Genomic DNA, 26,294 nt, shown 5'->3' with positions numbered 1-26,294 from the left:
TCAAATTCGGGAACGTATTCATGGCCAAAGCCAACGGCTCCGGACGTCCATCCCGGCTTTTCCGGAATCTCAACGCAAAGATCGCCGCCATTCCGATGATCCTGACCGCGATGGTGGTCTTTGTCGGGTTCTCGCTGTGGACGGTGGTCTACTCCTTTACCAAATCCGGTCTTCTGCCGCGCCTCGATTTCGTCGGGCTGATCCAATACGAGCGGTTGTGGAGCAATACCAAATGGCTGATCTCGATCCAGAACCTCGTCGTTTTTGGCGCCTGCATGCTGATCTTTTCCTTCGTGATCGGGTTCGTGCTTGCTTGTCTGCTCGATCAGAAAATCCGCTTTGAAGGCGTGTTCCGCACGATCCTGCTGTATCCTTTCGCACTCAGTTTCGTCGTCACCGGTGTTGTCTGGCAATGGATCCTGAACCCCGATTTCGGCTTTCAGTCGATCGTCAGGGCGGCTGGCTGGGAGAGCTTCACGTTCGATCCGCTCAACAACGGCAAGATCGTCATGTTCGGTGTCGTGATTGCCGCTCTTTGGCAGGGTACGGGCTTTGTGATGGTCCTGCTGCTTGCGGGGCTGCGAGGCATTGACGAGGAGATCTGGAAGGCGACCAGAATAGACGGCGTGCCGGCATGGAAGACCTATCTTTTCGTCATTGTCCCGATGCTGCGCCCGGTCTTTGTCACTGCGCTGGTGATCGTCACGGCGGGGATCGTCAAGGTTTATGATCTGGTCGTCGCGCAAACCAATGGCGGGCCGGGTATTTCGTCCGAAGTGCCCGCGAAATACGTCTATGACCAGATGTTCCTCAATCAGAATCTCGGCCAGGGTTTCGCGGCCTCGACGATGATGCTGGTGACGGTGGCAATCATCATCATTCCCTGGGCCTATCTTGAATTCGGAGGCAGGAAGCGTGGCTGATATCGCATTTGATGGCCCGCGGGGTCCGAAACCGCGCCGCCGGCTCTCGGGCCGGAACATCATGATCTATGGCACGCTGATCGTGGTCGCGCTGTATTATCTCGTGCCGCTTTACGTCATGGTGATGACCTCGCTGAAGGGGCTTCCCGAGATCAGGCTAGGAAATATATTCTCGCCCCCGGTCGAGGCGACGTTCCAGCCATGGGTCAAGGCATGGGCCGAAGCCTGCACTGGTCTGAATTGCGACGGATTGCAACGTGGGTTCTGGAATTCGGTGCGCATCACCGTTCCGTCGGTTCTCCTGTCGATCCTGATCGCCTCGATCAATGGCTATGCGCTTGCCAACTGGAAGTTCAAGGGGGCCGAGTTCTTCTTTGCCGTCCTGATGATCGGCGCCTTCATCCCATATCAGGTGATGATCTACCCGATGGTGATCCTGCTGCGTGAGCTTGGGCTTTATGGCTCTCTGACCGGTCTCGTCCTTGTCCATACCGTGTTCGGAATGCCGATCCTGACATTGTTGTTCCGCAACTATTTCGCAACCCTGCCGGACGAGCTGTTCAAGGCTGCACGCGTCGATGGCACCGGGTTCTGGGGGATCTATTTCCGGATCATGCTGCCCTTGTCGCTGCCGATCTTCGTGGTCGCGGTGATCCTGCAAGTCACCGGAATCTGGAACGATTTCCTGTTTGGTGTCGTCTATACCAAGCCGGAATACTACCCGATGACGGTGCAACTCAACAACATCGTCAATACCACGACGGGCGTCAGGGAATACAACGTGAACATGGCCGCGACCATCCTGACCGGCCTGGTCCCGCTTCTCATCTATTTCGTCTCTGGACGGCTCTTTGTGCGCGGTATCGCCGCCGGTGCCGTGAAAGGATAAGTCATGATGGATCAAACGCAAAGTGCAACCGAAACATCCCTGTCCATCAAGGGCTTGCAACTGTCCTTCGGTGCCGTTCAGGTCCTGAAGGATGTCAACATGGACATCCGGCAGGGCGAATTCATCGTCCTGCTGGGCGGTTCCGGCTCGGGCAAGTCAACCATCCTGAACTGCATCGCCGGGCTGCTCGACGTTTCCGACGGGCAGATATTCATCAACGGCAGAAACGTCACATGGGACGAGCCCAAGGATCGCGGCATCGGCATGGTCTTCCAGTCCTATGCGCTTTATCCGCAGATGAGCGTCCGCGGAAATCTGGCATTCGGCCTCAAGAACGCGCGGCTGCCCCGTGATGAGATCGCGAAGCGCATCGGCCGGGCAGCCGGAATCCTGCAGATCGAGGATTACCTGGACCGTAAACCTGCGGCGCTGTCCGGCGGGCAGCGTCAGCGGGTCGCGATCGGGCGGGCACTGGTGCGCGATGTCGATCTGTTCCTGTTCGATGAGCCGCTGTCCAATCTCGACGCCAAGCTGCGGGCGGAATTGCGGGTCGAGATCAAGCGGCTGCATGAAACCCTTGGCAATACGATGGTCTATGTCACCCATGACCAGATCGAAGCGATGACGCTGGCCGATCGCATCGCCCTGCTGCGCGATGGCGTCATCCAGCAATTCGCCAGCCCGGAGGAGATCTACCGAAAGCCGGTCAATCTCTATGTCGCCGGCTTTATCGGTTCTCCGTCAATGAATTTCATCTCCGGCGAAATCGCGGGCGGGCAATTCCGTTTCAATGGCCGCGCTATCAACCTTGACAGATATGATGGCGCCCCCCGCGACGGTGTCGCGATCCTTGGTATCCGGCCTGAACATACCGATTTTGACACCGGCAGCTCCGAAGCCGGCATCGAGGCCATCGTCGAGCTTCAGGAGCATATGGGCGCGGAAAGCATCATCTATCTGCGGCTGGATGGCCAGCGTTTCGCGCTCCGCACCCCTGACGATACCCATTATCCCGAAGGCACCAGGCTGAGCCTGTCCTTCGATATCGCCCGCGCATCGCTTTTCGATCCGCAAAGTGAACTTCGACTCTGAACCGCAAGGAACGACGAATGCCTGTTCTCTCCTATCAGCTATATTCCTCCCGAAATTTTGCCGGGCTCGAGCAGACTTGCGCGATGCTGGCCCAACTTGGCTATGAGGCGGTCGAGCCGTTCGGCGGGTTGTTCGACGATCCCGATACGCTTCAGCGGGCGGTAGAGGCGAACGGATTGCGCGCGCCGAGTGCCCATATCAACCTCACCGATCTCGAAAGCGATCCGGCGCGTTTCGTCGATCTGGCCGGGCGGCTTGGCATCCGGACCTATTACGTGCCCTTCATCCAGCCCGATCAGCGTCCGAAAGATGCTTTGGGCTGGCGCGAATTCGGAGCCCGCCTGAGCCGCGCCGGGACGCCATTGCGTGAGGCCGGTCTTGGCTTTGGCTGGCATAACCACGATTTTGAATTCAAGGCTGAGGCCGACGGCACCGTTCCCATGCAGGCCATTCTCGACGGAGGTCCCGATCTCGAATGGGAGGCCGATATCGCCTGGATTGTCCGTGGCGGTGGTGATCCTTTCGAATGGCTTGAAAAACACGCGCAGCGGATCACCGCCGCGCATGTCAAGGATATCGCCCCTGAAGGCGAGAAACTCGACGAGGACGGGTGGGCCGATCCGGGTTCCGGGACGCTGGATTGGGCCGCGCTTTACAAGGCGTTGGAGAACACTCGCGCCCGAATCTTCGTGATGGAGCATGACAACCCTTCCGATGACGAACGCTTCGCCAAGGCCGGCGCGGCGTTTCATGCCAGGCTGGGTGGGTGACATGAGCGAACTGAATATTGGCATCATGGGTGCCGGGAATATCTCGAAAACCTATTTCGAACTGTCCCCGCTGTTCAAGGGCATCCGGATCACGGCGGTTGCCGATCTGAACGCTGACGCGGCGGCGAAGGCGGGCAAGGAATGGCAGGTCAAGGCTTTTACACCCGAAGAGATGCTGGCCGATCCCGAAATCGACATCATCGTCAACCTGACCGTTCCCGCCGCGCATTTTGATGTATCGAAAGCCGCGCTGCAGGCGGGCAAGCATGTCTATTCCGAAAAGCCCTTTGTCCTGTCGGTCGATGAGGGCAGGAAACTGGCAGAGATCGCTGCCACAAAGGGCCTTCGCGTCGGTTCCGCGCCCGATACCTTCCTTGGGGGTTCGCATCAGCAGGCGCGGGCGTTGATCGATGCCGGAGAGATCGGCCATGTGCACAGCGCCACCGCGCATGTCATGTCGCCCGGAATGGAGCATTGGCATCCAAACCCGGATTTCTTCTTTTTGCCGGGCGGTGGCCCGATCCTGGATCTTGGCCCCTATTACATCGCCAATTTCGTCAACCTGATGGGGCCGGTGGCCAGGGTCACGGCGCTTGCCGGGAAGGCAAGCGAAGAGCGGCTGATCACCTCCGAGCCTCGCGCGGGGGAACGGATCTCGGTCAAGACCCCCACGACAATACATGCTTTACTGCAATTCGAGTCCGGAGCGATGGTGACATTGGGCGCTTCATGGGACGTGCATGCTCACAAGCACGGCAATATGGAGATCTATGGCAGTGAAGGCAGCCTGATCCTGCCCGATCCGAATTTCTTCGGTGGCAGGCTGGAGATCGCCCGGCGTGGCGGAACCTTGGCTGCTGTTGAGCCATGGGGCCATCCGTTCGGTGTTCCGAACCAACCCCATGAGAACGGAGACAGGGCGAATTATCGTGCCGCCGGGCTTGCCGATATGGCCCGGGCCATTTGCGATGGTGGGGATTTCCTGTGCGATCAGTCGCGTGCGTTGCATGTGATCGACGTAATGACCTCGATCCTCAGGGCGGGTGACAGCGGCGATTGGATTACGCTGGCCACGACATGCCGCCGTCCCGATGCGATGGGGCCGGATGCCGCCCGAGCCTTGCTGCGTTAGGTGCTGATGTTTCGGGATCGTGCTCGGGCTTGGAAGTCATAGCGGCACGATTTCCGGTTGACTTATCAATACCCCACTGGCTATGAGTTAATCATAGCCAGTGGGGTATATATCCATGGAACTGCCGAACGTTCAGGATGCGATTTTCAGGGCGCTTGCCGATCCGACCCGGCGGGCCATTTTCGAACAGCTTTGCCGCGAGGGCGAGGCGACGGTCAGCGCCCTGACGGCTCCGGCCGGGGTGTCGCAGCCGGTGGTGTCGAAGCATTTGCGCGCCCTCAAGCAGGCGGGACTGGTGCGGGGCCGCCCCGAGGGGCGGCAAACGTATTACAGCGTTCAGCCTGAAGCGCTTTCTCCGCTGATCGATTGGACGAACCGGATGACCGGCTTCTGGGAGCGCCGGTTCGACGATCTCGAATACCTTCTGAAAAGGATGGACCAATGAATGATACTCCGACCGAAGCGCGCTCTGTCACGATCGAGCGGGATTTCCCTCACCCGCCGAACAAGATCTGGCGTGCACTGACGCAGCCGCATCTTATCGAGGAATGGCTGATGAAGAATGATTTCGAGCCTGTTCCGGACCACCGGTTCCAGTTGCGTGGAGATTGGGGCAATGTCGATTGCACAATCCGAACGATCGAGCAGGACAGGACCTTGTCCTATAGCTGGGACTCGGGAGATCTTGAAAGTGTCGTGACATGGACCCTGACTCCGACCGATGGAGGAACCCGGTTGCGCATGGAACAGACAGGGTTCAAGCCGGATCAGCCGCGCTATTATCAAGGGGCCCGGATGGGATGGCCGCGGCATTTTGATGCCATCGAGCAGGTTCTGGCGCGAATGGACTAATTCCGGATCGTGGCATCAAGCATATCCGGATCGGCCAAGCGGCACCACCGGGATGGTTATGGCTTATTGGTAAAGGAATTTTTCGATGAACTGGAACAAATGGATTCGGCAAACCCACCGTTGGCTTTCCATTGTTTTTACGGTGATCGTCGTCGCGATCTTCGCGGCGTTGGGACTGGGAAAACAGCCTGCGGAATGGGTGTATTTCCTGCCGCTGTTTCCGCTCGCTCTGATGTTGCTTACCGGCTTGTATCTGTTCGCTTTGCCTTACGTCTCGAAGTCGCGTGACCGTTGACCCACAAATCCTGTTTCGGTCTTTGCCGGGCAGGTATTCGACTGCTTCGGCGTTTGCACAGGTTCAGAGGCCCATGACAACCGGGCGAGCCATCTAATCCGGCGATCAGTCATGACGATCTTCCTGATCTCATTGTTGAGGATTTGCGGACACGCCTGCCGGCACTCCCGGCGTCAGGAACAGAACTCCGCAAGCGCCGTTCTGATATTCAAATCCAGTTCGATGGCAGAGCCGCTTATGGCGGATTCCTGCGCCGCAAGCCCCATCAATACGGCTTTCATACCATCCTCGACCGTTACTTCGACGGGCTGTTGTCCCAATACGGCTGCCTTGAATTTCTGATGCTGGTAGAAGGTCGATCCGTTGTGATCACCTGCCGCGAGCAAGGCCGGGTCAACTGGGATTTCATGGACAATCGGCCCCATCGGTGCGCGCGGACTTTCGATCAGTTGGGCGATGGGCGGTGCGCCCAGATGCTCGGGCCAGAAGCGTCCTGGACCGGGAACGAACGCCTCGATCTTGCCGGATGGCCCGACGGCCGAAATTTCCTCCTGGTAACGCGCACCTTCGGCGAACATGCACAGTTCCAGCATTGCCCGCGCCCCATTGGCGAAATCGACGATGACATAGGCGTTGTCCCAGATATCCGGAGTCTTCCCGTCATATATCTCGTCGCGATGATTGACCGCCTGTCCGGCACTGGCCATCACCCGGACGGGCTCGGAGCGGATCGCGAGCCGCATCAGGTCGAAGAAGTGGCAGCATTTCTCGACCAGCGTGCCCCCGGAACTGTGATTGAAGCGGTTCCAGGCGCCGACCTTGTGCAGGAAAGGAAAGCGGTGCTCGCGTATGGTCAGCATTTTCAACCCGCCCGTCGCCTGGTCGAGCCGATCGAGGAAGCGTGCGATGGGGGGCATGTAGCGATATTCCATCGCCACCCAGATCGGCGCGGGATAGCTGTTCATCAGCTTTCCTAGGCGGGACTGATCCTCGGATCGGGTAAACAAGGGCTTTTCGACCAGAACCGGCAGGGGACGGTAGCGCGCAAGCTGTTCCAACTGTCCGACATGCGCCAGATTTGGGGAAGCAATGACGACGCAATCCAGCGCCTCGGTGTCCAGTAGGGCCTCGACCGAATCGATCAGCCTGGCTTCGGGGGCGATCCCGGCGGCGGCATGCCTCATGTCGCTGTCCGGCTCGTAGATCGCCGCAATCCGCGTATCCGGCAGCAACCTGATGTTCCGCAGATGCTCGCGTCCCATCATGCCGCAGCCGATCATCCCGTAATTCACCGTCCGAGTCATCGTGATCCTATCTTATCCGCGCGACATATCGCGCCTTGGTCGTGTCAAACCAGTTCCGCGAAAATTCCGCGCGCCGATTGTCCTGCGCATAACCGATGCGTTCGAAATAGCCGGTGGCCGAACCGATCGCGGGCTCGAACCCGTCCGGCTTCCAATCGGGCACCCGGGCGATGGTCACGCTGTCTTCGACATGCGCGATCCAAAGGTTCAGTTCCTCGCGATAAAAGAGATAAAGCGATTCGGACAGGTCGCGGGGCGCGATGCGCTCGGCATAGCTGCCGTCGAGCCAGATTTCCTCCAGCACGCAGGGGCTGTCGTTCAGATACCGCAAGCGCCGGATACGATGCCCTTCCTCCGAGGTTCCGAAATCGGGCAGACCGGCGGGCTTGCGGACGCGTTCCACCGATAGCAGCGTGGCATGGGGCAGGCCGCCGCCTCGCAGCAATTCTATCCTGAAGAACGCATAGATATTCTGTGCGGGTGCCTTGGCGCAGACATAGTTCCCCGACCCCTGCCGCCGTTCGAGCAGCCCCTGTCTCGTCAGTTCGGCCAGCGCCTTGCGCAGTGTTCCGACCGAGGTTCCCAGCTTCGCCGCCATTTCACGCTCGGGCGGCAGCTTTTCCCCGTCGAGCAGATGCCCGGCGGCGATGTCGCGGGCAAGAAGCTCGCTGAGCTGCAGATAGAGGGGAAGGGCGGAATGGGTTTCCATTTGTCCTGCGGCAAAAATTGATACACTATTGATCTACATCATCGGGCCTGCTACGCAAGGGAAAATTTCATCCAGGGAGCGCAAGGAATGAGTATCGTCCCGATAACCTCACCGGAGCTGCAAGCGGCTGAAGTGTCGTGGTTTTCCGCGCTTTGTTCAGATGACTACCGTTATCTCGGGGTGCCTGACGGCGCGTTGCGCTCCAGTTGGGAACATTGCTCGGACATCGTCAGGGCCGCCGAATCGCAGGGATTCCGCAATATCCTGTGCCCGTCCTCTTACCAGGTCGGGCAGGACACGCTGAGTTTCGTTGCCGGCTGCGCACCGATCACCGACCGGATCAACCTGCTGGCGGCTGTGCGTTGCGGCGAGATGCAGCCGATCATGCTGGCGCGGACCATTGCGACGCTGGACCACATGCTGAAGGGACGGCTGACGGTGAATATCATCAGCTCGGATTTTCCGGGCGAGAAGGCCGAGAGCGCCTATCGCTATCAGCGCTCGCGCGAGGTGGTCGAGATCCTGAAGCAGGCATGGACGCGGGACCAGATCACCTACAAAGGCGAGATCTACGATTTCGAGGGCATTCCCACCGACCCGGCCAAGCCCTATCAGCAGAATGGCGGCCCGTTGCTGTATTTCGGCGGCTACAGTCCCCCGGCACTGGAACTTTGCGGGCAGCATTGCGACGTTTACCTGATGTGGCCCGAAACCAAGGAAGAGCTTGCAGGCCGGATGAGGGCCGTCAACGCTGTGGCCGAGAGGTATGACCGCACGCTGGATTACGGGCTGCGCTGCCATGTGATCGTCCGCGAAACCGAGGCCGAGGCGCGCGAATATGCGCGGGAACTGGTCTCGAAACTGGATGACGAGAAAGGCGAGGCGATCCGGGCCCGCGCGCTGGACGCGACCTCTCTCGGGGTAGCGCACCAGGCCCGGAATCGTGAACTTGCGGATATGGAGGGATTCATCGAGCCGCATCTTTGGACGGGGGTGGGGCGGGCCCGCTCGGGTTGCGGCGCGGCGCTGGTCGGGTCAGCCGATCAGGTGTTGAGCGAGTTGGAGGAATATCGCAAAATGGGTATCCGGGCCTTCATTTTCTCGGGCTATCCGCATATTAACGAATGCGAGTATTTCGGCCGTCTGGTCCTGCCGCATGTGCGGACCTGCTCGCTGCCGCATGAATATGGCCGGGTGCCGGACAGCGCGCCTGAAACACCGCTTGGGATTGGAGAGCGCCGGTAATGGAACGTATCAGCCTCAACGGGGATCTGGAACTCAGCCGCATCGTCTATGGCATGTGGCGGCTGGCCGATGACGCGGATACCGGAGAAAGGCATGTTCAGGCCAAGATCGAGGCCTGCCTTGATCAGGGGATCACCAGTTTCGATCAGGCGGATATCTATGGCGATTATGAAAGCCAGATCGTTCTGGGCCGGGCGTTGAAAGCCGCGCCGTTCCTGCGCGACCGGATGGAGATCGTGACCAAATGCGATATCGCCCTGCTTTCGGACAGGTTCCCGAACCGGCGCGCGAAGCATTACGATACCAGCCGCGCACATATCGAGGCTTCGGTGGACCGCTCGCTGGCCGAGATGAATATCGAGCGGATCGACCTGCTTCTGATCCATCGTCCCGACCCGCTGATGGATCATCACGAAACCGGCGCCGCGTTGGACGGGCTGGTGGCCAGCGGCAAGGTGCGGGCCATTGGCGTTTCGAATTTCAAACTGCATGACTGGACCCTGTTGCAATCGGCCATGCAGACCAAGTTGGTGACCAACCAGGTCGAACTGAGCCTTTTGGAAAGCAGTCCGTTCCGCAATGGCGACGTAGCCTTCATGCAAGAGCGCGGCATTCCACCCATGGCATGGTCGCCCCTTGGCGGCGGCGCCCTGTTCGGCGGCGAACACGGGGTGCTGCGTGCCCGGCTGTCGGAACTCGCCCGACAGGCAGGGGTAGATGAGGCTGCGATCGCCATCGCATGGCTGCTGCGTCATCCGGCGCGCATCATCCCGGTGCTGGGAACGAACAATCTTGACCGGATCAAGGCGCTGTCCGCGGCGATGGATATCACGATCGATCGCGAAACCTGGTTCGAGCTTTACAGCCTTGCCAATGGCCATGATGTCCCTTGAGGGAGCGCGGGATATGATGCAAGCCATGCGTAGTTTCACTCCATCGCCAGAAAACAGCCGCGAATTCCGGGATGCGCTTGGACGCTTCGGCACCGGGATCACTGTGGTGACGGCCGGATCGGAGGATGGGCCGGTCGGGATCACCGCCAACAGCTTCGCCTCGGTCTCGCTGGAGCCGCCGCTGGTGCTTTGGTCGCCCGCGAAGGCATCGCGGCGGTTCGCGCATTTCCAGGCGGCAGAGTATTTCGCAATTCACGTCCTGTCGCACAGGCAGGAGCAAATCTGCCACGGTTTCGCCAGATCGGCCTATGCTTTCGACAAGCTGGACTGGGTCCGGAACGAAAATGGCGTGCCGCTGATCGAAGGCTGCCTGTCGCGCTTCGAATGCAGGCGTCGGGCGACTTATGAGGGGGGCGATCACATGATCGTCGTGGGAGAGGTGACGCGCGCGACGACGACCGACGGCGCGCCGCTGCTTTTCTACCGGGGAAGCTTGGGCGAATTCTTGCGCCGGAATTGAGACCGGGCGTTCGGGCCGATACCGGCGGGCCGGCATGGGCAGAGGCGGTCCGGCCCATTTACGAATGGTTCAAGCCGAACGTCGGTGGTGGTGAAGGGGCATTCAACACCCTAACCGAGGCGGTTGCATTGGCCGGGGAAGAGATCAATGCCGCGCGGGCCGCCGATATCCGGTAGCCGCGGTGGCAATTGGGGTAAATACCAACCAGTCAAACCCGTGAGGGGATCCGCGCATGGGTTACCCGATCCCGTGTTCAGTCCCATCCGTGTAATTCAGCATGAGTTTCTGCGCGAACAGATGATCGATTCCCGGCCTTGAAGGTGGCGATTGCGGGGCTTGTCCCGACCTGGCGGGTTTCATAAACTTCATTCGTCTGGTGCCATGCTCCCCGACGGGGCAGGAGAATCGGGAACACGGTGCAATTCCGTGACGTGCCCAACGCTGTAAGGTGGATGATGCGGCAATAGCCACTGACCCTGTGGTCGGGAAGGCGCCGCATCAGGTGAAGCCGAGTCAGAAGACCGGCCAGGCAAGATAGATCCTTTCCCGTGTGGATAGCGGGAGGTCGCCGATGTTGCCGAGACAGGGGAGATTGTCATGCCGCAACCCGTCAGCCCCGTGCCTGCGGGCAGGTTTTCCGATAACGAGCGAGAGGCGGTTTATCGTGCCATCCATACGCGCCGCGATGTTCGCGGCCAGTTTCGGCCCGATCCGATTTCCGAAGAGGTGTTGCATAGGCTGCTGCATGCGGCGCATCACGCTCCCTCGGTGGGGTTGATGCAACCATGGAACTTCATCGTGATCGAGGACGCGTCAGCCAAGTCCCGCATAAGGGAGGCTTTCAGACGGGCCAACGACACGGCTGCGGCATTGTTTCCGACAGAACGGCGGGCGCTTTATTCCACGCTCAAGCTTGAGGGCATTTCCGAAGCGCCGATCAATATTTGCGTTACCTGCGATCGTTCGCGGGGCGGCGAGGTTGTTCTTGGACGGACACATAATCGCGACACGGACATCTATTCGACGGTTTGCGCAGTGCAGAATCTCTGGCTTGCGGCGCGGGCCGAGGGGATCGGCCTGGGTTGGGTTAGTATCTTCGAGGAGGAGGATCTGCGGTCCATCCTGCAACTTCCGGATCACGTGGTCCCTGTCGCCTATCTTTGCCTTGGTCATGTAACGGAACTTTATGACGAACCGGAACTGCAGGCACGGGGTTGGGCGTCTCGTCTGCCCCTGGATAATCTGGTTTTCCGGGACAGATGGGGTGCAAGGCGGCGAAACGGCCCGGCCTGAGCCGGGCCTGGTCACTTCATTCAGCGGGTTGCGCTGCCATTTCCCGGTAATGATGGCGTTCGTTCACAGGACGCAGGAACAGGTTGGCGAAGAAGGCGATAACCAACAGCCCGGCCATGCAATACATCGTGGTGTTGTAAAGGCTTGGAGTCGGATCAATGGTGCCTTCGGGGGCGATCTCCATCAGCTTGGCGACAGTCACCGTCTTGGCTGCGACAAGCTGATCGAGTTGATCGATCGGGGCGCCGAATTTCTCGGCGAATGCCGCCGGATCGATCCTGCCTGTCAGGTCTTCGATGGCCTTGCCCACCGACATGTCCCGCAGCGAGGTGATGGCCAGCGGCCCCAAGACGCCCGCCGCCGACCATGCCGTCAGCAGTCTGCCATGGATGCCGCCTACATGCATGGTGCCGAACATGTCCGCCAGATAGGCCGGGATGGTCGCAAACCCACCGCCATACATCGAGAAGATGATCATCGTCGCGACATAGAAGCCGACCAGGTAGATCACATTCGGGCTCTCGGCGCCTGCCGAGGCGAAGAACGGAATCGACAGATACAGCAGCGTGCCGAGTACGAAGAAGCAGTGATAGGTCATCTTGCGGCCGATGTAATCCGAGGTCGAGGCCCAGAAGAACCGCCCGCACATGTTGAAGACCGAGATCATCAGCACATAGGTCGAGGCGAAGGCCGCGGTGACGATGCCGGGCATGGTGGTGCCGTAGATCTCGGTCATCATCGTCTTGGCGACGCCGATCACCCCAATCCCGGCGGTGACGTTAAAGCACAGCATCAGCCACATCTGCCAGAATTGCGGCGTCTTCAGCGCCTGGTCGATATGAACATGCTCGCGCGTGACCATGCGGTTGGTCTGTTCTTTAGGTTCCCACCCTTCGGGTTTCCAGTTCTCGGGCGGGACGCGATACATGAAGGATGCGACGATCATGACGCAGAAATAGACGATCCCAAGCGTCATGAAGGTGGCTGACGCACCGGTGTCGCCCGTGCCAACGACATAGATGCCCGCCTCGCCACCATAGGCGGCGGCCTGGTTCGCCGAGGCGACGATCACTTCGACCTTGCCGGCAGCGGTTTCGGCGAAACGGCGGCCGCCCTCGGTGATCACCTTTACCGCGCCTTCGGTGCCGAGATATTCGGGCGCCCTGGCATGGATCGACAGCAGCCAGTCCTTGACCGGCGCGGCAATCATCGCGCCACCGCCAAAGCCCATGATGGCCATGCCCGTCGCCATGCCGCGGCGGTCGGGGAACCAGCGCAGCAAAGTCGAGACCGGCGAGACATATCCCAGCCCCAGCCCGCAGCCACCCAGGACGCCATAGCCGAGATAGATCAGCCAGAGTTGATGCAGCGAAATACCGATCGAGCCGATAATGAAGCCGCCACCCCACAGGAACGCCGCGACGACTCCGACCATGCGCGGGCCAACCTCTTCCAGCCATTTGCCCGCGAAAGCAGCGGCCAGGCCCAGAAAGACGATAGCCACCGAGAAAATCCAGACGATCGAAGACAGGCTCCAGTCATCGGCGGCGGCACCTACGATACCGATCTCGCGCGAGAGGGCCGGGTTGAACACCGACCACGCATAGACCGAGCCGATGCAAAGGTGGATGGCAATCGATGCCGGTGGCACCAGCCAGCGGTTGAAACCGGGCTTGGCGACGATGTTTTCCTTTCTCAGGAATCCCAATGCGCCGCCGGGCTTGGCGTTGTTCATGATATCTCCTCCGTTGGTTGGGTTTTGCGCCGGTTTTTCCCGGCGCTTGCCCCCCGTATGCGAGGCGGATAATGGCGCGACACCGACAGGCGGTCAATATTTTTATATAATAAATTCAATTAGTTATTTGCATCTTGTCCTTTGTGCAAGGATTGTGTGGCCGCAATCGGGACATTTCGTCCATGACCCGGAGAAAGCCCGGCGCAGGTTTGGGACATTTTGTCCTTTTCAGGAATTTCCGGCCATCGGCAGGATAATATCGAAGCGGCTGCCCTTACCCGGCTCTGAACTGGCGCTGATTCGTCCGCCGGCCCGTCCGATCAGCTGCTGACTGATGGACAGGCCAAGCCCGGTGCCCTGTGCCTGCTTGGTGGTGAAGAACGGATCGAAGATGCGCTTCAGCGTCTCTGGCGGAATGCCCGAACCGGTATCCTCGATCCGGATCACGACATTCCCGCTTTGGTCCAGCACACTCAATGCAAGGCTGCCCCCTTCCGGCATGGCGTGAACGGCGTTGAGTATGAGGTTGACGATCACCTGCTGAAGCTCGGTCCTCTCCATCAACACGGTGCGGGTTGATGTGAAGTCCGTTCGGGTCTCGATCCGAGCCTTCTCGATCTGCTGGCGGGTCAGGACCAGGCAGTCGCGTGCAATCTCGGCCGGAACGATCAGGTTGGCGGCGCCGGAATATTCGGCCGGGCGCGCGAATTGCAGCAGCTTCGAGACGATCACCCCGATGCGATAGATTTGGTCGTCAATCAGCCGGAACTCCGTTTCCACCTTTTTCGCGTCTTTTTTCAGCAGATCGCGCGCGACATCCAGATTGCCCTGGATTACCGCGATGGGATTGTTGATTTCATGCGCGACCCCGGCGGTGATCTCGCCCACTGCCGCCAGTTTCTCGGACATGATCAGCCGTTCGGTCGCGCGCTCCAGCTTGCTGTTGGCCTCTTGCAGGTCGCGGGTGCGTTCCTCGACCTTCTGCTCCAGGCTTTCGCCCCAGTCCCGCAACTGCCGGTCACGCTCCTGCAAGGCGTCGAGCAGCCCATCGAGATGTCGTGCCACCTGCGCGATTTCCCCGCTTTCGCCCTGCTGCCGGTTCCGGGCATCCAGGTTGCCGGCCTCCACTTCGGTGATGGTCTGGGTCATTCCCTCAAGCGGGCGGAAGATCCGTCCAGCCCATCGCAGGAAGATCGGGACCGAGATGCCGGCGACGAACAGGAAGATCAGCGACAGTGCCGCGACCGTATTGGTTTTCTGCCGCTGAAACGGAGCTTCGAGAAATCCGACATACAGCATGCCGACATTATTGCCCTTGCTGTCGCTGATGGGCTGATAGGCGGAAATATACCAATCGTTAACCACAAAGGCGCGGTCCAGCCATGTGGCGCCGTCGCCCAGTACCCGTTGACGCACCTCGGCAGAGACGCGCGTGCCGAGGGCGCGCAGATTCTCGAACAGCCGGACATTGGTGGAAATGCGCACATCGTCCAGAAACAGTGTCGCCGTGCCCTGGCTGCCCTCGGGCAGGGACCGTTCTCGATAGACCAGCGCATTGATCGTGTCGATGAAATCGAGATTACGGTTCAGCAGAACCCCTCCGACCAATGCGCGGCGCGAGCCGTCGGGCATGGTGACCGGTGCGGCGGAATGAATGATCATGCCGCGGTCTTCCGTCTTGCGCTCGGTCGGCATAGCTGCGCGGGTAGGCACAAGCCGGATCGTGGCACGTTCCGCCATTCCCTCGGAGAGTGCCTCTAGTTGGTCCGGGCCGAGGATATCGATGGCGCTGCGTGACCGGCCAGACAGCGCATCGCGTATCACTGGCCAGTTGCCGGGGGCAAAGCCCCGGGGCAAGGTGCCGCCATCCGTCAGATACAGGAAATCGAGCCCCAGCCGCGCTTTCTGGGCGGCGATGAAGGCATCGAGAGCAACTGAACCCAAAGCCTCTTCGAAGGCGACGGAACGTGCCAGTGCATCAAGCTGCTCGACGGAGTTTTCCAGCAGGTGCTGCAGATACTGATCGGCGATGGTCAGGTCGCTGTTCACCTTGACGATCAGCAGATTGTCCATCTTGTTCGACCAGCGCAGCATTGCACCGCCCAGCATGACCGGGAAAAGCACCAGCATCGGCAACAGGGCGATGACCAGCAGACGAACGCGAACCGAGCGGAAAAAGCGCAGTGGCCCCGAGTCCGGCATGCTTCACAGCCCCCATGCCGCGCATTTCCGGTCGATGGTCTTGCGCGAAACGCCCAGCCGCCGTGCCGCCTCCGAGCGGTTGCCGCCGGTCGCGTCGAGCGCCCGCAGGATCTCGCGGCGCTCGACATGCGCCAGCGGCTCGATCTCGTCCCGATCGCCCGAGGGAGACAGGGTTTCCAGCGGGAACCGGCCAAATATCAACGACCGTTCGATGAAGTTTCGCAATTCCCGTATATTGCCGGGCCAGTCATGGCGCAGCAGCGCGGCGCGGGTTGGGCCATCGATTTCAAGCGGCGGCAGGCCAAGGCGGGCCGCGATTTCGCGCAGGAACAGCTTTGCTAGTTCGATGATATCCTGCTCTCGCTCTGCCAAATTCGGCATGCGCAATTCGATCACATTGATGCGAAAGAACAGGTCCTCGCGGAAACGGCCCTCGGCAACCTCCTGGGCCAGGTTCTTGCTGGTGGCGAGAACAAAGCGCAAATCCAGCTGCATCTCACGTTCGGCGCCGACAGGGCGCACGGTTCCGTCCTCCAGCACCCGCCGCAATGCCGATTGTGCGGAGGAGCTGAGTCCGGCGACATCGTCGAGAAAAACCGTTCCTCCCTGAGCGGAGGGCAACAGCCCCTCGCGCGCGGCCGAAGCGCCCGGAAAGGCGCCGGCGACATGGCCGAATAGCTCGCTTTCGATCATCTCTGCGGGAATGGCCGAACAGTTGATCGGCACGAACGGCGCAGCCGCGCGTTGCGATGTGCCGTGCATATGCCGCGCCGCGACCTCCTTGCCGGTGCCTGATGCGCCCGTGATCAGAATCGGCGTGGTGACATCGCGAATACGGGCCAGCATGTCACGCGTGGCAGCGATGGCAGCCGAAGATCCGATCAGTTCCCGCCGTTGCTGGCCGATATCCTGCCCGTCCAGTTCGCGCCGAAGCAGCATGTTCTCGCGCCGGAGCTGCGCCATCTGGATGCAGCGCCCAACCGCGTTGAGCAACTGGTTGGAGCGGAAGGGCTTCAGCACGAAATCCGAGGCACCCGCCCGCATTGCCTCGATCGCCGTTTCCAGATCGGCATAGGCGGTGACCATGATCGTATCCGTGAAGCCGCCCTTGCCGCGTTGCTCGGCCAGCCAGTCGAGACCGCGTTTGCCCGGCATCATGTTGTCAAGGATCATGACGTCGAAATGCCGGCGGGCAAGCTGCGCTTCGGCCTCATTGGTGTTCCCGGCCTCGGCCACGAAAAGACAGTGCGGCGTCAGCGTCTTGACCAGGAAATTCCGCATCCCCGGCTCATCATCCACCACCAGCAGGCTGGCGCGCGCGAGATGTCCGGTCAGTCGCAGATCATCGCCATTCATCCGAGGCCCCGCCTTGCCTTTTCATCATCACTTTCGCATCATCCTGACGCGGGCAAATGAAAAAAGCCAGTAATCCGCGATCCCGAGATGTGCAGCAAATCGCCCGGACCGGTCATCCGACGGATGCCGTCGTCTCGCGCAGCATCAGCTGCGGAGCGAGCAAGGTCACGGGTTCGACCTCGTCCCCCGAGATCCGGCGCAGGATCGTGCGGGCCGCTTGCCGCCCGAGTTCCTGCTTGGGCTGCCTGATCGTCGTCAGCGCGGGCGCCAGGTGCGAGCCGAGTTCGATATCGTCGAAGCCGATGATCGAGATATCGCGCGGTGCGACAATGCCGCTGCGTTGAAGGCTGGCCATGAACGCGCAGGCCATCTCGTCGGAAAAGGCGAAAACCGCGCTTGGCCGTTGTTCCCGCGGCAACTCTTCCCATCGCTTTGCCGCGTTCTTTCCGGCCTGCAATGTGAAATCTCCTTCAAACAGGGTCAGCCGGGCTCCGTTGGCGGCGTCGCGCACGCCTGCAAGGCGGGACCGGTGCAGAACGTTTCGCTCCGGTCCGCCGATCACGCCGATATGGCGGTGGCCCAGTTCGCGCAGATGGCCGATGGCCAGACGGGCGCCCTGGCGATTGTCCAGTATCACGCGCGGTAGATCGATTTCCTCGACCCATTCGCAGGCGGTGATCAAGGGGGGCAGGTCGGGCCGTTCTTCCATGCCATCCATCGGAACCATGCCGTCCAGCAGGATGATTCCGTCGGCGCGGGACGGATCCATGAAGCGGTGCAAGGCAGTGTGCCTGCCTGCTTCGTCCAGCGTATCGGCTACCAGCAGGTCATAGCCTGCCCGCGCCAGTTCCTTGCCCATTCCGTCAAGGATCTTGGCAAAGAAGGGGTTGCCAAGATTGGGAACCAGCGCGACCACACAGCCGGTGCGCTGTTTGCGCAGGTTCCGGGCGGCGTGGTTCATCCGATAGCCGGTTGCCGCAAGCGCCTCGGCCACGGCCTTGCGGGTCGCTTCGGCCACCACGTCAGGCCGCGAAAGCACCCGGCTGACGGTCGAGGCGGAAACACCGGCCAGTTTCGCTACATCCGAAAGCCGTGCCCGACCGGGTGAAGACAAGCTTTTGTTCATCGTGGAATCCTATGTCGCCGGAATCTGCCCCGCAAGATGGGAAAGAAATTATTTGCAATCGATTGCAAGCCAGTGCAGATTGCCCGCAAGCAAGGGAGGTTTCATGCAGACCATCAAGGGGCCGGCATTGTTTCTGGCGCAATTCATCGGTGACGAGGCGCCTTTTGACAGTTGGGACGGGATCACGAAATGGGCCGCCGAATGCGGCTATGCCGGGGTGCAGGTGCCGACCAACGATCCCCGGATACTCGATCTCGACCGGGCAGTGGATTCGCAGGATTACCGCGACGAATTCCTGGGCATCGCCCGGCAGAACGGCGTCGAGGTGACCGAGCTTTCTACCCATCTGCAGGGACAACTGGTCGCCGTGCATCCCGCCTATGACGCGGGGTTCGATGGTTTCGCGCCGGCCCGTCTGCATGGCGATCCCAAGGCAAGGCAGGAATGGGCTGTCGATCAGGTCGCCCGTGCCATTCGCGTCAGCCGTCTGCTGGGGCTGAATGCGATGGCGACATTTTCCGGAGCGCTGGCCTGGCCGTATCTTTATCCGTGGCCACAGCGCGCGCCGGGGCTGGTCGAGGCGGCTTTCGACACGCTGGCCGAGCGTTGGCGGCCGCTGCTGGATCTGGCGGACGAGCAAGGCGTCGATATCTGCTATGAGATCCATCCGGGTGAGGATTTGCATGACGGTGTGACATTCGAGATGTTCCTTGATCGCGTCGGCGGCCATGCCCGCGCGAACATGCTTTACGATCCGTCGCATTACATCCTGCAGCAACTGGATTACTTGCAGAATATCGATATCTATCACGACCGGATCCGCATGTTTCACGTCAAGGATGCCGAGTTCCGTCCGACCGGGCGGCAGGGCGTCTATGGCGGCTATCAAGGCTGGGCCGACCGTGTGGGGCGTTTCCGCAGCCCGGGCGACGGACAGGTGGATTTCGGCGGGGTGTTTTCCAAGCTGACTCAATACGGCTTCGATGGCTGGGCTGTGGTAGAGTGGGAATGCGCGCTGAAACATCCCGAGGACGGAGCGCGCGAAGGGGCGCAATTCGTGCGCGATCACATCATCCGGGTAACGCCGCATGCGTTCGACGATTTTGCGGCATCCGGTACCGATCGTGCGGCAATCGACAAGGCATTGGGGTTGGCATGAAACCGATACGTTTAGGCATGGTTGGCGGTGGCAGTGGAGCTTTCATCGGTGCAATCCACCGCATCGCCGCCAGGATGGACGGACATTACCAGATCGTCGCGGGCGCGCTTTCGTCGGATCCCGAACGGGCGGCGGCAAGCGCTGCAGAATTGGGACTGGATCGGAGCTATGCCGATTTCAACGAGATGGCGCGGGCCGAGGCCGCCCGCGAGGACGGGATCGAAGCCGTCAGCATCGTGACGCCGAACCATCTGCACGCGGCTCCGGCAATCGCGTTCCTGAACGCGGGCATTCACGTCATCTGCGACAAGCCCCTGACCGCGACGCCCGAGCAGGCGCAGGCTTTGGCCGAGGCGGTCCGTGCATCCCGCGCGCGGTTTTTTCTGACTCATAATTATTGCGCTCTGCCCATGGTGCGCGAGGCCCGGGCGTTGGTTGCAGAGGGGGCTCTGGGGCAGATCCGGCTGGTGCAGGCCGAGTATCTGCAGGGCTGGCTAGCCGACGAGGTAGACAATAAACAGGCCGCATGGCGCACCGATCCGGCGCAGGCCGGGGCGGGGGCGCTTGGCGATATCGGCACCCATGCGTGGCAATTGGCGCAGTTCGTCACCGGCCACACGCCGAGTCACGTGTCGGCAGAGGTGTCCAGCATCGTTCCGGGACGTCCGATCGACGACGACGCGCGCGTATCCTTGCGTTATGCCTCTGGCGCCAAGGGCGGGCTCTGGGCCAGTCAGGTCGCCGTGGGACAGGAAAATGGACTATCGTTACGGCTGTTCGGGACCGAGGCGGCGCTGGAATGGCGGCTGGAGGAAAGCGAAAGGCTGATCCTGACACCCAAGAATGGCCCGGCGCAAATCCTGACTCGGGCGCAGGATCGCTCGACCTCCTATCGCACCCCGCCAGGTCATCCCGAGGGCTATCTGGAGGGCTTCGCCAATCTGTACAGTGACATCGCCGCGATCATCCGTGGCGATACCACCGATCTGGAGCGTGTGCCGGGATTGATCGCGGGGCTGTCGGGGATGAGCTTCATTGCGGCGGCCAAGGCGTCATCCGCGCAAGGCGGTGCCTGGATCGAGATCGGCGAATGACGATCCTCGCGCTGCAGGATGTCTCGAAGAGTTTCGGGCCCATCGAGGTCCTGCATGATGTCGACCTGGCGCTTGAACCGGGTGAGGTTCATGCGCTGATCGGGGAAAACGGCGCGGGCAAATCGACGATCATGAAGATCCTCGGCGGGTTTCTGGACCCGACCAAAGGACAGGTTCTGCTGGATGGCCGGCAGGTGATCTTCGGCAGCGGTCCCGAGGCCGAGGCGGCGGGGGTTGTCGTCATCCATCAGGAATTCAACCTTGCCTCCGACCTGTCGGTTGCCGCCAACCTGTTCCTGGGGCGCGAGATCGGAGGCTGGCGGCTGGATCACGCCGCCATGCGCAAGCAGACCTCGGAACTGCTTGAACGGCTGCACAGCCCGATCGCGCCGGAAACCCTGATCCGAGACCTGTCGGTTCCCGACCGCCAGATGGTCGAGATCGGCAAGGCCCTGTCGCGCAATGCCCGCGTTCTGATCATGGACGAGCCGAGTGCCGTGCTGACCCATCGCGAGGTCGGCACGCTTTACGAACAGATCGACCGCTTGCGGGTCGAGGGTGTGGCGATCCTGTATTGCTCGCACCGGCTGGACGAGGTGGCGCATCTGGCCGACCGCATCACTGTTCTGCGCGATGGCAGCGTGGTGCGTCGTGCCATGCGCGGGGAGTTGGACGAGGATAGCATGGCCGCCGCCATGGTCGGGCGCGAATTGCAGGATTTCTATCCGCCGAAAGGCCAGCCATCCCCCGAACCCGCGCTGGAGGTCAGTGGCCTGAGCGTTCCCGGAAGGGTCCGCGATGTCGGTTTCACCCTGCGCAAGGGCGAGGTGCTGGGCATTGCCGGCCTGGTCGGATCGGGACGGACCGAATTGGCCGAGGGGCTGGTCGGCCTGCGTGCTGCCAGCGGTGAAATCCGGGTGAATGGCCAGCCCGTTGCAATCAGCAGCCTGCGGGATGCCTTTGACGCCGGGCTTGCCTATCTGACCGAGGACCGCAAGGAAGCCGGGCTTTTGCTGAACAAGGGGCTGCGCGAGAATCTGACGCTGGCCACGCTGGAACGCTTCGGCAAGTTCCGGTTGGATACCGTCGCCGAGGACGCCGCGCTGGACAAGGCCACCGGGGATTTCGACATCCGCGCCCCGCGCCGCGACATGGTGGCGGGCAAACTGTCGGGTGGGAACCAGCAAAAGCTGCTTCTGGCAAAGACCATGCTGCCCGATCCGCAGATCATCATCATCGACGAACCGACACGGGGCATCGATGTCGGCACCAAGAGCCAGATCTACGCCTTCATCCGCAACCTGTCGGCCGAGGGCCGCAGCGTGATCGTCATCAGCAGCGAAATGACCGAGGTGATCGGCCTTGCCGATCGCGTGCTGGTGATGCGCGAAGGGCGGCTGGCAGGGCAGGTCGAAGGGAACGCAATGACCGAAGACAATATCGTACGCCTCGCGATGGGCGTTGCCGGAGAAGCAGCATGAGCAAGCCCGATCTGCACACACTCGGCCCGCTGGTCGCGCTGGTCGCGCTGATCGTGCTGGGGGCGCTGCTGAACCCGGCCTTCCTGGCGCCCGGCAACATCACCAATGTGCTGGCGCGTTCGGCCTTTATCGGCATGATCGCGGTTGGCATGACCTTCGTGATCACGGCGGGCGGGCTGGACCTGTCGGTGGGTTCGATGGCCGCGTTCCTTGCCGGGATCGCCATCATCGCGATGAATGCCGCACTGCCGGGAATGGGAGAGAACTGGGGCACGATCCTTGTCGGCATGGGGGTGGCCGTGCTTGGCGGGCTTGTCGCCGGTTACCTGAACGGCGCGCTGATTACCAAGGCGCGGATCGAGCCGTTCATCGTGACCCTGGGAACCATGGGGATCTTCCGGTCGCTGGTGACATGGCTGGCAGATGGCGGGACGCTCAGCCTCGATTACGGGCTACGCACGCTGTATCGACCCGTCTATTACGGTGGTATCGGCTGGATCACATGGCCGATCATCACCTTTGCCATTGTCGCCTTTGCAGGCGAATGGATCATGCGGCACAGCCGATTCGGGCGTCATGTCGAGGCCATCGGCTCGAATGACCGGGTGGCGCGTTATTCGGCCATCGACGTGAATCGCATCCGGCTGATGACCTATATGCTGCTGGGCCTGCTCGTCGGATTGGCGACGGTGCTTTACGTGCCGCGCCTTGGCTCGGCCTCGGGCTCGACAGGGGTGCTGTGGGAGCTGGAGGCCATCGCCGCGGTCATCATCGGTGGCACGGCGCTGAAGGGGGGCACGGGGCGTGTCTGGGGCACGGTCGTGGGCGTGCTGATCCTGTCGCTGATCGACAATATTCTCAACCTGGCCGACCTGGTCAGCCCCTATCTCAACGGGGCGATCCAAGGGGTCATCATCGTTCTTGCTGTGGTCCTGCAGCGGGAGAAACGCATCGCTGAAGAGCGGTAACAACCGGGAGGAAGAAAAATGAAACGCAGAAGCCTGATGAAGGCCGCCGCATTGTCGGCGGTGATGGGGCTGACGGCCGGCGCCGCTTTGGCGCAGGAGGAGGCCGAAAAGAAGGTAATCGGCGTATCGATCCCATCCGCGACGCATGGGTTCATGGGTGGGCTGAACTGGCATGCGCAGGATACCATCGAGCGGATGGGCAAGGTCTATCCCAATCTCGAGTTCGTGTTGGCGACCGCAGGGGATTCCGCCAAGCAGGTCAGCGATATCGAGGACATGATGGCCACCCGCAATATCGACGGGCTGGTGGTTCTGCCCTTTGAATCAGAGCCTTTGACCGCGCCGGTTGCCGCCGTGAAAGAGGCGGGCAAATTCGTGACCGTTGTCGATCGCGGCCTGAGCCAGGAAGGGATCGAGGATCTTTATGTTGCGGGCGATAACACTGCTTTTGGCCGTGTTGCGGGTCAGTATTTCAGGGACAATCTCGAACCCGGCTCCAAGATCGTTGTGCTGCGCGGCATCCCGACCACGCTGGACAATGAGCGGGTAGAGGCGTTTCAGGCCGCGCTGGAAGGCTCGGAAATCGAGATCCTCGATATGGAGCACGGTAACTGGAACCGCGACGACGCCTTTACCGTAATGCAGGACTTCTTGTCGAAATACCCTGAAATCAATGCGGTATGGGCGGCTGACGACGATATGGCCATCGGCGTGCTCGAAGCCATTGCGGCAGCCGGACGCGAAGAAGAGATGTGGGTGATCGGCGGCGCCGGCATGAAGGAGATCGTCAAGCGGATCATGGACGGAGATCCGCAACTGCCGGTGAATGTGACCTATCCTCCGGCGCTGATCTCTGCGGCGATCGAGATGACGGCGCTGAACTTCGTGTCGAATGCGCCGATGACGGGACGCTTCATCATCGGCTCGCAACTGATCACGCCCGAGAATGCCGAGCAGTTCCACTTCCCCGACAGCCCGTATTGATCGCATTCGCTGCCGCGCTCTGCGCAAGGCGCAACGTTACCATGCGTTGCGCCGTTCCGTGTGGTGCAGAAGGAATTGCCCGACATGGCAGGCGGCGGAAATCCGGTCGTGACAACCCCGTGTGACGAGCGCGCGATCTGCAGGCGGTCGCGCATGCTGCTCGTTCCGGATCCGGGCGATCGACAGACTTTCCATTCGCCTCCGATATGGTCTAGAGCATGGCGGCAACCCAGGCCGGAGGACTGCCATGTATACCGTCTCGTTGATCGCTGCGCCTAAGGTAGCCAACCTGCACAGCGAGTTGTTGGATGGGCTGGCCGAACGCTGGCAGGGTGGGGCGGTGGAATGGCTCAATCCCGGAATCGCCGGGGAGTTCGAGATTCCGGCCATGCCCGTGGACCGGGATCAGGTCTGGGCGGATTTGCAGACTATCGGGTTGGATCTGGCCGTTTTGCCGAGTAGCGGGCGGCGCAAGCGGATCCTGCTGGCCGATATGGATTCGACCATGATCGAGCAGGAATGCATTGACGAGCTGGCCGATATGGCGGGAGTGGGGCCACGCGTTGCCGATATTACCGCCCGCGCGATGAATGGCGATCTGAATTTCCACGAGGCGCTGATCGAACGGGTTGGCCTGCTGGCGGGCTTGAGAGAGACCGTCATAGACGAGGTGCTCGATACCCGTATCACTCTGGCTCCGGGCGGGAGGGAACTGGTCGCCACGATGCGCGCCAATGGCAGCTATGCCGCGTTGGTTTCGGGCGGGTTCACGGCCTTTACCGGGGCGGTGGCGAAATGGCTGGGCTTTGACGAGCATCGCGCCAATACCCTGCTTTCCGAAGGAGGGGTCCTGACTGGCCATGTCGCACTGCCGGTGCTGGGGCGGGAGGCCAAGGTCGAGGCGCTTGAAGAGATCACCGCCGCGCGCAACCTGACCTTCGGGGATGTCATTGCCGTGGGGGATGGCGCGAATGATCTGGGCATGTTGCAACGCGCGGGAACCGGCGTGGCATTGCACGCCAAGCCGGCGGTTGCGGCGCAGGCAGGTGTCCGGATCAATCACGGAGACCTGACGGCGCTGTTGTATCTGCAGGGCTATTCCGCCATGGATTTCGTCACGGGCTGATTGCCGCCACGGTTTTCTTTGCGGGGCGAGCCACGGCATGTGCCGCGCCGGTTCCGGCCCAGAAAGCGCCGAATCCGGCTTCTCCTGCCGCCAATGCTGCCGCGTTCAACGCTTTTCCGGCGTCATAGGCCACGGGATAATCCGCCGCGCCGGTTCCGTCGATCGCGGTGAACAGGTTCTCCATGCCGCGTGCCGGCCGCCCCGAGATGGCGCGGGTCATGATCGTTCTGCCACTGGCCAATGCTGCCTGATGCGCGGCAGATGTTGCGGCCTCCGGGGCCAGCAGGAAAGCCGTTCCGCATTGGACCGCCGCCGCTCCGGCATCGATTGCCTCCCGGGCATCCGCGCGAGTCATGATTCCTCCCGCCGCGATGAGGGGCAGGCCCAGTCCGGCGAGAAGGCGTATCAGGGGCAGGGTTTCGAGGCACTCGTCACCGGCATCGGGATCGAACATGCCGCGATGTCCGCCCGCCTGCCATCCCTGCGCGACAATCCCGTCCAATCCGGCTTTTGCGATGGCGCGGCCTTCAGCCTCGCTGGTTGCCGTGGCCAGCAGAACGGCGCCGGTTGCACGCAGGGCCTGAAGCTGTGCGGGTTCCGGTAGTCCGAAGTGGAAGCTGATCGCGGCCGGGCGAGCCTCGAGCAGCATGTTGAGCATGTCGGGGCTGGTGCGAAAGCTTTGATAGATCTCGGTCAGGTGATCTGGCGGGGTGCTGTCAAAGCGGCGGAATTCGGGGCGCAATCGCTCCAGCCACGCCATTTCGCGCGCGTGGTCGCGATGCGCGGGCCGATGGCAAAACAGGTTCACCGCAAAGGGCCGTCCAGTCAGCGCCCGTGTTCTTGAGATCGCCTCTTGTGCCCCCGCCACGTCCAATGCGCCAAGCGCCACAGAGCCCAGCCCGCCCGCTTCGCTCACCGCCGCTGCCAATGCAGGCGTCGATACGCCGGCCATCGGCGCCTGTATCAGCGGGTGCCGCAGTTCCAACCGGTCCAGCATGTGTCTTTCCCCTCGTTTTCACTCAAATATCCTACGGGATCGCCGGTTGGGGCACCACTGGTTCGAGAACCAGCCGGCGACGGGGTGTGAAACCCCCGCTTTCCAACGAGCTTTCCGATGCCGTCCGGGCGCATCCGTGTTGTTTCTGA

At 61.3% G+C, this 26,294-nt stretch carries 26 protein-coding genes and 1 riboswitch; of the genes, 19 read left to right on the top strand and 7 right to left on the bottom strand.

Features of this window, described 5'->3' with window-relative positions; genetic code table 11:
- Nucleotides 1–20 precede the first annotated feature (20 nt).
- The 8 genes from C9E81_RS11755 (at nucleotide 21) to C9E81_RS11720 (ending at nucleotide 5,953) form a co-directional block, all read left to right on the top strand.
- A complete protein-coding gene (locus C9E81_RS11755; protein ID WP_122112547.1) occupies nucleotides 21–923 on the top strand; it encodes a carbohydrate ABC transporter permease in 903 nt (300 codons plus the stop codon).
- A complete protein-coding gene (locus C9E81_RS11750; RefSeq protein WP_243698628.1) occupies nucleotides 916–1,812 on the top strand; it encodes a carbohydrate ABC transporter permease in 897 nt (298 codons plus the stop codon). Before C9E81_RS11755 ends, C9E81_RS11750 begins: the two co-directional genes overlap by 8 nt.
- A 3-nt stretch (nucleotides 1,813–1,815) precedes the next feature.
- Entirely contained in the window at nucleotides 1,816–2,904 is a 1,089-nt protein-coding gene (locus C9E81_RS11745; RefSeq protein WP_243698627.1) for an ABC transporter ATP-binding protein, read from the top strand.
- Nucleotides 2,905–2,921: 17 nt separating this feature from the next.
- On the top strand, nucleotides 2,922–3,674 hold the full coding sequence (locus C9E81_RS11740; RefSeq protein ID WP_122112546.1) for a sugar phosphate isomerase/epimerase family protein: 753 nt from the start codon (nucleotides 2,922–2,924) through the stop codon (nucleotides 3,672–3,674).
- Nucleotide 3,675: 1 nt separating this feature from the next.
- Complete coding sequence (locus C9E81_RS11735) at nucleotides 3,676–4,806, top strand: Gfo/Idh/MocA family protein (RefSeq protein WP_122112545.1); 1,131 nt, start codon at nucleotides 3,676–3,678, stop codon at nucleotides 4,804–4,806.
- A gap of 115 nt (nucleotides 4,807–4,921) precedes the next feature.
- On the top strand, nucleotides 4,922–5,251 hold the full coding sequence (locus tag C9E81_RS11730; protein ID WP_208021161.1) for an ArsR/SmtB family transcription factor: 330 nt from the start codon (nucleotides 4,922–4,924) through the stop codon (nucleotides 5,249–5,251).
- Complete coding sequence (locus tag C9E81_RS11725; protein ID WP_122112544.1) at nucleotides 5,248–5,658, top strand: SRPBCC family protein; 411 nt, start codon at nucleotides 5,248–5,250, stop codon at nucleotides 5,656–5,658. Before C9E81_RS11730 ends, C9E81_RS11725 begins: the two co-directional genes overlap by 4 nt.
- An 85-nt stretch (nucleotides 5,659–5,743) precedes the next feature.
- The gene (locus C9E81_RS11720; protein ID WP_122112543.1) at nucleotides 5,744–5,953 is read left to right on the top strand and encodes a hypothetical protein; all 210 of its coding nucleotides are present in this window, start codon (nucleotides 5,744–5,746) and stop codon (nucleotides 5,951–5,953) included.
- Between the two features lie 173 nt (nucleotides 5,954–6,126).
- Here C9E81_RS11720 and C9E81_RS11715 read toward each other — a convergent pair whose 3' ends face one another.
- The gene (locus C9E81_RS11715; RefSeq protein WP_122112542.1) at nucleotides 6,127–7,257 is read right to left on the bottom strand and encodes a Gfo/Idh/MocA family protein; all 1,131 of its coding nucleotides are present in this window, start codon (nucleotides 7,255–7,257) and stop codon (nucleotides 6,127–6,129) included.
- Between the two features lie 7 nt (nucleotides 7,258–7,264).
- Nucleotides 7,265–7,966: a GntR family transcriptional regulator gene (locus C9E81_RS11710; protein ID WP_122112541.1), complete on the bottom strand. Its 702-nt coding sequence runs from the start codon at nucleotides 7,964–7,966 to the stop codon at nucleotides 7,265–7,267.
- An 87-nt stretch (nucleotides 7,967–8,053) separates the two neighbouring features.
- On the opposite strand from C9E81_RS11710, the gene C9E81_RS11705 reads away from it, so the two are divergent.
- The 5 genes from C9E81_RS11705 to bluB all read left to right on the top strand — a co-directional run bounded on the left by C9E81_RS11705 (nucleotide 8,054) and on the right by bluB (nucleotide 11,917).
- Nucleotides 8,054–9,211 (top strand): LLM class flavin-dependent oxidoreductase, encoded by a 1,158-nt coding sequence (locus tag C9E81_RS11705; RefSeq protein ID WP_122112540.1) that lies wholly within the window; start codon nucleotides 8,054–8,056, stop codon nucleotides 9,209–9,211.
- Complete coding sequence (locus tag C9E81_RS11700) at nucleotides 9,211–10,104, top strand: aldo/keto reductase (RefSeq protein WP_122112539.1); 894 nt, start codon at nucleotides 9,211–9,213, stop codon at nucleotides 10,102–10,104. The genes C9E81_RS11705 and C9E81_RS11700 overlap by 1 nt, the downstream gene beginning before the upstream one ends.
- Before the next feature lie 25 nt (nucleotides 10,105–10,129).
- On the top strand, nucleotides 10,130–10,624 hold the full coding sequence (locus C9E81_RS11695; protein WP_243698626.1) for a flavin reductase family protein: 495 nt from the start codon (nucleotides 10,130–10,132) through the stop codon (nucleotides 10,622–10,624).
- Complete coding sequence (locus C9E81_RS11690; protein WP_122112537.1) at nucleotides 10,621–10,800, top strand: hypothetical protein; 180 nt, start codon at nucleotides 10,621–10,623, stop codon at nucleotides 10,798–10,800. Before C9E81_RS11695 ends, C9E81_RS11690 begins: the two co-directional genes overlap by 4 nt.
- Nucleotides 10,801–10,981: 181 nt before the next feature.
- Nucleotides 10,982–11,168, top strand: a riboswitch (cobalamin riboswitch).
- A 53-nt stretch (nucleotides 11,169–11,221) separates the two neighbouring features.
- A complete protein-coding gene (bluB, locus tag C9E81_RS11685) occupies nucleotides 11,222–11,917 on the top strand; it encodes a 5,6-dimethylbenzimidazole synthase (protein WP_122112536.1) in 696 nt (231 codons plus the stop codon).
- Between the two features lie 16 nt (nucleotides 11,918–11,933).
- Here the strand turns inward: bluB and C9E81_RS11680 are convergent, their stop codons facing one another.
- The 4 genes from C9E81_RS11680 to C9E81_RS11665 all read right to left on the bottom strand — a co-directional run bounded on the left by C9E81_RS11680 (nucleotide 11,934) and on the right by C9E81_RS11665 (nucleotide 18,336).
- Nucleotides 11,934–13,652 carry an OFA family MFS transporter gene (locus tag C9E81_RS11680; RefSeq protein WP_122112535.1) on the bottom strand — a complete coding sequence of 573 codons (1,719 nt, stop codon included), beginning with the start codon at nucleotides 13,650–13,652 and terminating at the stop codon, nucleotides 11,934–11,936.
- A 228-nt stretch (nucleotides 13,653–13,880) separates the two neighbouring features.
- Nucleotides 13,881–15,854: a sensor histidine kinase gene (locus C9E81_RS11675; protein WP_122112534.1), complete on the bottom strand. Its 1,974-nt coding sequence runs from the start codon at nucleotides 15,852–15,854 to the stop codon at nucleotides 13,881–13,883.
- A gap of 3 nt (nucleotides 15,855–15,857) precedes the next feature.
- The gene (locus C9E81_RS11670; protein WP_122112533.1) at nucleotides 15,858–17,210 is read right to left on the bottom strand and encodes a sigma-54-dependent transcriptional regulator; all 1,353 of its coding nucleotides are present in this window, start codon (nucleotides 17,208–17,210) and stop codon (nucleotides 15,858–15,860) included.
- A gap of 112 nt (nucleotides 17,211–17,322) precedes the next feature.
- On the bottom strand, nucleotides 17,323–18,336 hold the full coding sequence (locus C9E81_RS11665; protein ID WP_122112532.1) for a LacI family DNA-binding transcriptional regulator: 1,014 nt from the start codon (nucleotides 18,334–18,336) through the stop codon (nucleotides 17,323–17,325).
- A gap of 103 nt (nucleotides 18,337–18,439) precedes the next feature.
- Here C9E81_RS11665 and C9E81_RS11660 point away from each other — a divergent pair, with 103 nt between their 5' ends.
- The 6 genes from C9E81_RS11660 to serB all read left to right on the top strand — a co-directional run bounded on the left by C9E81_RS11660 (nucleotide 18,440) and on the right by serB (nucleotide 25,148).
- Nucleotides 18,440–19,495 carry a sugar phosphate isomerase/epimerase family protein gene (locus C9E81_RS11660; protein WP_122112531.1) on the top strand — a complete coding sequence of 352 codons (1,056 nt, stop codon included), beginning with the start codon at nucleotides 18,440–18,442 and terminating at the stop codon, nucleotides 19,493–19,495.
- Entirely contained in the window at nucleotides 19,492–20,589 is a 1,098-nt protein-coding gene (locus C9E81_RS11655) for a Gfo/Idh/MocA family protein (RefSeq protein ID WP_122112530.1), read from the top strand. The genes C9E81_RS11660 and C9E81_RS11655 overlap by 4 nt, the downstream gene beginning before the upstream one ends.
- On the top strand, nucleotides 20,586–22,070 hold the full coding sequence (locus C9E81_RS11650) for a sugar ABC transporter ATP-binding protein (protein ID WP_122112529.1): 1,485 nt from the start codon (nucleotides 20,586–20,588) through the stop codon (nucleotides 22,068–22,070). Before C9E81_RS11655 ends, C9E81_RS11650 begins: the two co-directional genes overlap by 4 nt.
- Nucleotides 22,067–23,038 carry an ABC transporter permease gene (locus C9E81_RS11645; protein ID WP_122112528.1) on the top strand — a complete coding sequence of 324 codons (972 nt, stop codon included), beginning with the start codon at nucleotides 22,067–22,069 and terminating at the stop codon, nucleotides 23,036–23,038. The genes C9E81_RS11650 and C9E81_RS11645 overlap by 4 nt, the downstream gene beginning before the upstream one ends.
- Before the next feature lie 18 nt (nucleotides 23,039–23,056).
- The gene (locus tag C9E81_RS11640) at nucleotides 23,057–24,022 is read left to right on the top strand and encodes an ABC transporter substrate-binding protein (protein ID WP_122112527.1); all 966 of its coding nucleotides are present in this window, start codon (nucleotides 23,057–23,059) and stop codon (nucleotides 24,020–24,022) included.
- A 247-nt stretch (nucleotides 24,023–24,269) separates the two neighbouring features.
- Nucleotides 24,270–25,148, top strand: coding sequence for a phosphoserine phosphatase SerB (serB, locus tag C9E81_RS11635; protein WP_122112526.1), 879 nt, complete (start codon nucleotides 24,270–24,272; stop codon nucleotides 25,146–25,148).
- Here serB and C9E81_RS11630 read toward each other — a convergent pair.
- Nucleotides 25,138–26,145 carry an NAD(P)H-dependent flavin oxidoreductase gene (locus C9E81_RS11630; protein WP_122112525.1) on the bottom strand — a complete coding sequence of 336 codons (1,008 nt, stop codon included), beginning with the start codon at nucleotides 26,143–26,145 and terminating at the stop codon, nucleotides 25,138–25,140. The two genes, serB and C9E81_RS11630, sit on opposite strands and share 11 nt — an antisense overlap.
- Between the last annotated feature and the right edge of the window lie 149 nt (nucleotides 26,146–26,294).

It is taken from the genome of Paracoccus alkanivorans (assembly GCF_003697785.1).
Classification (GTDB): domain Bacteria; phylum Pseudomonadota; class Alphaproteobacteria; order Rhodobacterales; family Rhodobacteraceae; genus Paracoccus; species Paracoccus alkanivorans.
This window is presented reverse-complemented; position numbering and strand designations above follow the sequence as displayed.

Coding starts and splice junctions, on each gene's coding strand:
- C9E81_RS11755 (WP_122112547.1), top strand. CDS start 21: ATGGCCAAAGCCAACGGCTCCGGACGTCCATCCCGGCTTTTCCGGAAT.
- C9E81_RS11745 (WP_243698627.1), top strand. CDS start 1,816: ATGATGGATCAAACGCAAAGTGCAACCGAAACATCCCTGTCCATCAAG.
- C9E81_RS11740 (WP_122112546.1), top strand. CDS start 2,922: ATGCCTGTTCTCTCCTATCAGCTATATTCCTCCCGAAATTTTGCCGGG.
- C9E81_RS11735 (WP_122112545.1), top strand. CDS start 3,676: ATGAGCGAACTGAATATTGGCATCATGGGTGCCGGGAATATCTCGAAA.
- C9E81_RS11730 (WP_208021161.1), top strand. CDS start 4,922: ATGGAACTGCCGAACGTTCAGGATGCGATTTTCAGGGCGCTTGCCGAT.
- C9E81_RS11725 (WP_122112544.1), top strand. CDS start 5,248: ATGAATGATACTCCGACCGAAGCGCGCTCTGTCACGATCGAGCGGGAT.
- C9E81_RS11720 (WP_122112543.1), top strand. CDS start 5,744: ATGAACTGGAACAAATGGATTCGGCAAACCCACCGTTGGCTTTCCATT.
- C9E81_RS11715 (WP_122112542.1), bottom strand. CDS start 7,257: ATGACTCGGACGGTGAATTACGGGATGATCGGCTGCGGCATGATGGGA.
- C9E81_RS11710 (WP_122112541.1), bottom strand. CDS start 7,966: ATGGAAACCCATTCCGCCCTTCCCCTCTATCTGCAGCTCAGCGAGCTT.
- C9E81_RS11705 (WP_122112540.1), top strand. CDS start 8,054: ATGAGTATCGTCCCGATAACCTCACCGGAGCTGCAAGCGGCTGAAGTG.
- C9E81_RS11700 (WP_122112539.1), top strand. CDS start 9,211: ATGGAACGTATCAGCCTCAACGGGGATCTGGAACTCAGCCGCATCGTC.
- C9E81_RS11695 (WP_243698626.1), top strand. CDS start 10,130: ATGCGTAGTTTCACTCCATCGCCAGAAAACAGCCGCGAATTCCGGGAT.
- bluB (WP_122112536.1), top strand. CDS start 11,222: ATGCCGCAACCCGTCAGCCCCGTGCCTGCGGGCAGGTTTTCCGATAAC.
- C9E81_RS11680 (WP_122112535.1), bottom strand. CDS start 13,652: ATGAACAACGCCAAGCCCGGCGGCGCATTGGGATTCCTGAGAAAGGAA.
- C9E81_RS11675 (WP_122112534.1), bottom strand. CDS start 15,854: ATGCCGGACTCGGGGCCACTGCGCTTTTTCCGCTCGGTTCGCGTTCGT.
- C9E81_RS11670 (WP_122112533.1), bottom strand. CDS start 17,210: ATGAATGGCGATGATCTGCGACTGACCGGACATCTCGCGCGCGCCAGC.
- C9E81_RS11665 (WP_122112532.1), bottom strand. CDS start 18,336: ATGAACAAAAGCTTGTCTTCACCCGGTCGGGCACGGCTTTCGGATGTA.
- C9E81_RS11660 (WP_122112531.1), top strand. CDS start 18,440: ATGCAGACCATCAAGGGGCCGGCATTGTTTCTGGCGCAATTCATCGGT.
- C9E81_RS11655 (WP_122112530.1), top strand. CDS start 19,492: ATGAAACCGATACGTTTAGGCATGGTTGGCGGTGGCAGTGGAGCTTTC.
- C9E81_RS11650 (WP_122112529.1), top strand. CDS start 20,586: ATGACGATCCTCGCGCTGCAGGATGTCTCGAAGAGTTTCGGGCCCATC.
- C9E81_RS11645 (WP_122112528.1), top strand. CDS start 22,067: ATGAGCAAGCCCGATCTGCACACACTCGGCCCGCTGGTCGCGCTGGTC.
- C9E81_RS11640 (WP_122112527.1), top strand. CDS start 23,057: ATGAAACGCAGAAGCCTGATGAAGGCCGCCGCATTGTCGGCGGTGATG.
- serB (WP_122112526.1), top strand. CDS start 24,270: ATGTATACCGTCTCGTTGATCGCTGCGCCTAAGGTAGCCAACCTGCAC.
- C9E81_RS11630 (WP_122112525.1), bottom strand. CDS start 26,145: ATGCTGGACCGGTTGGAACTGCGGCACCCGCTGATACAGGCGCCGATG.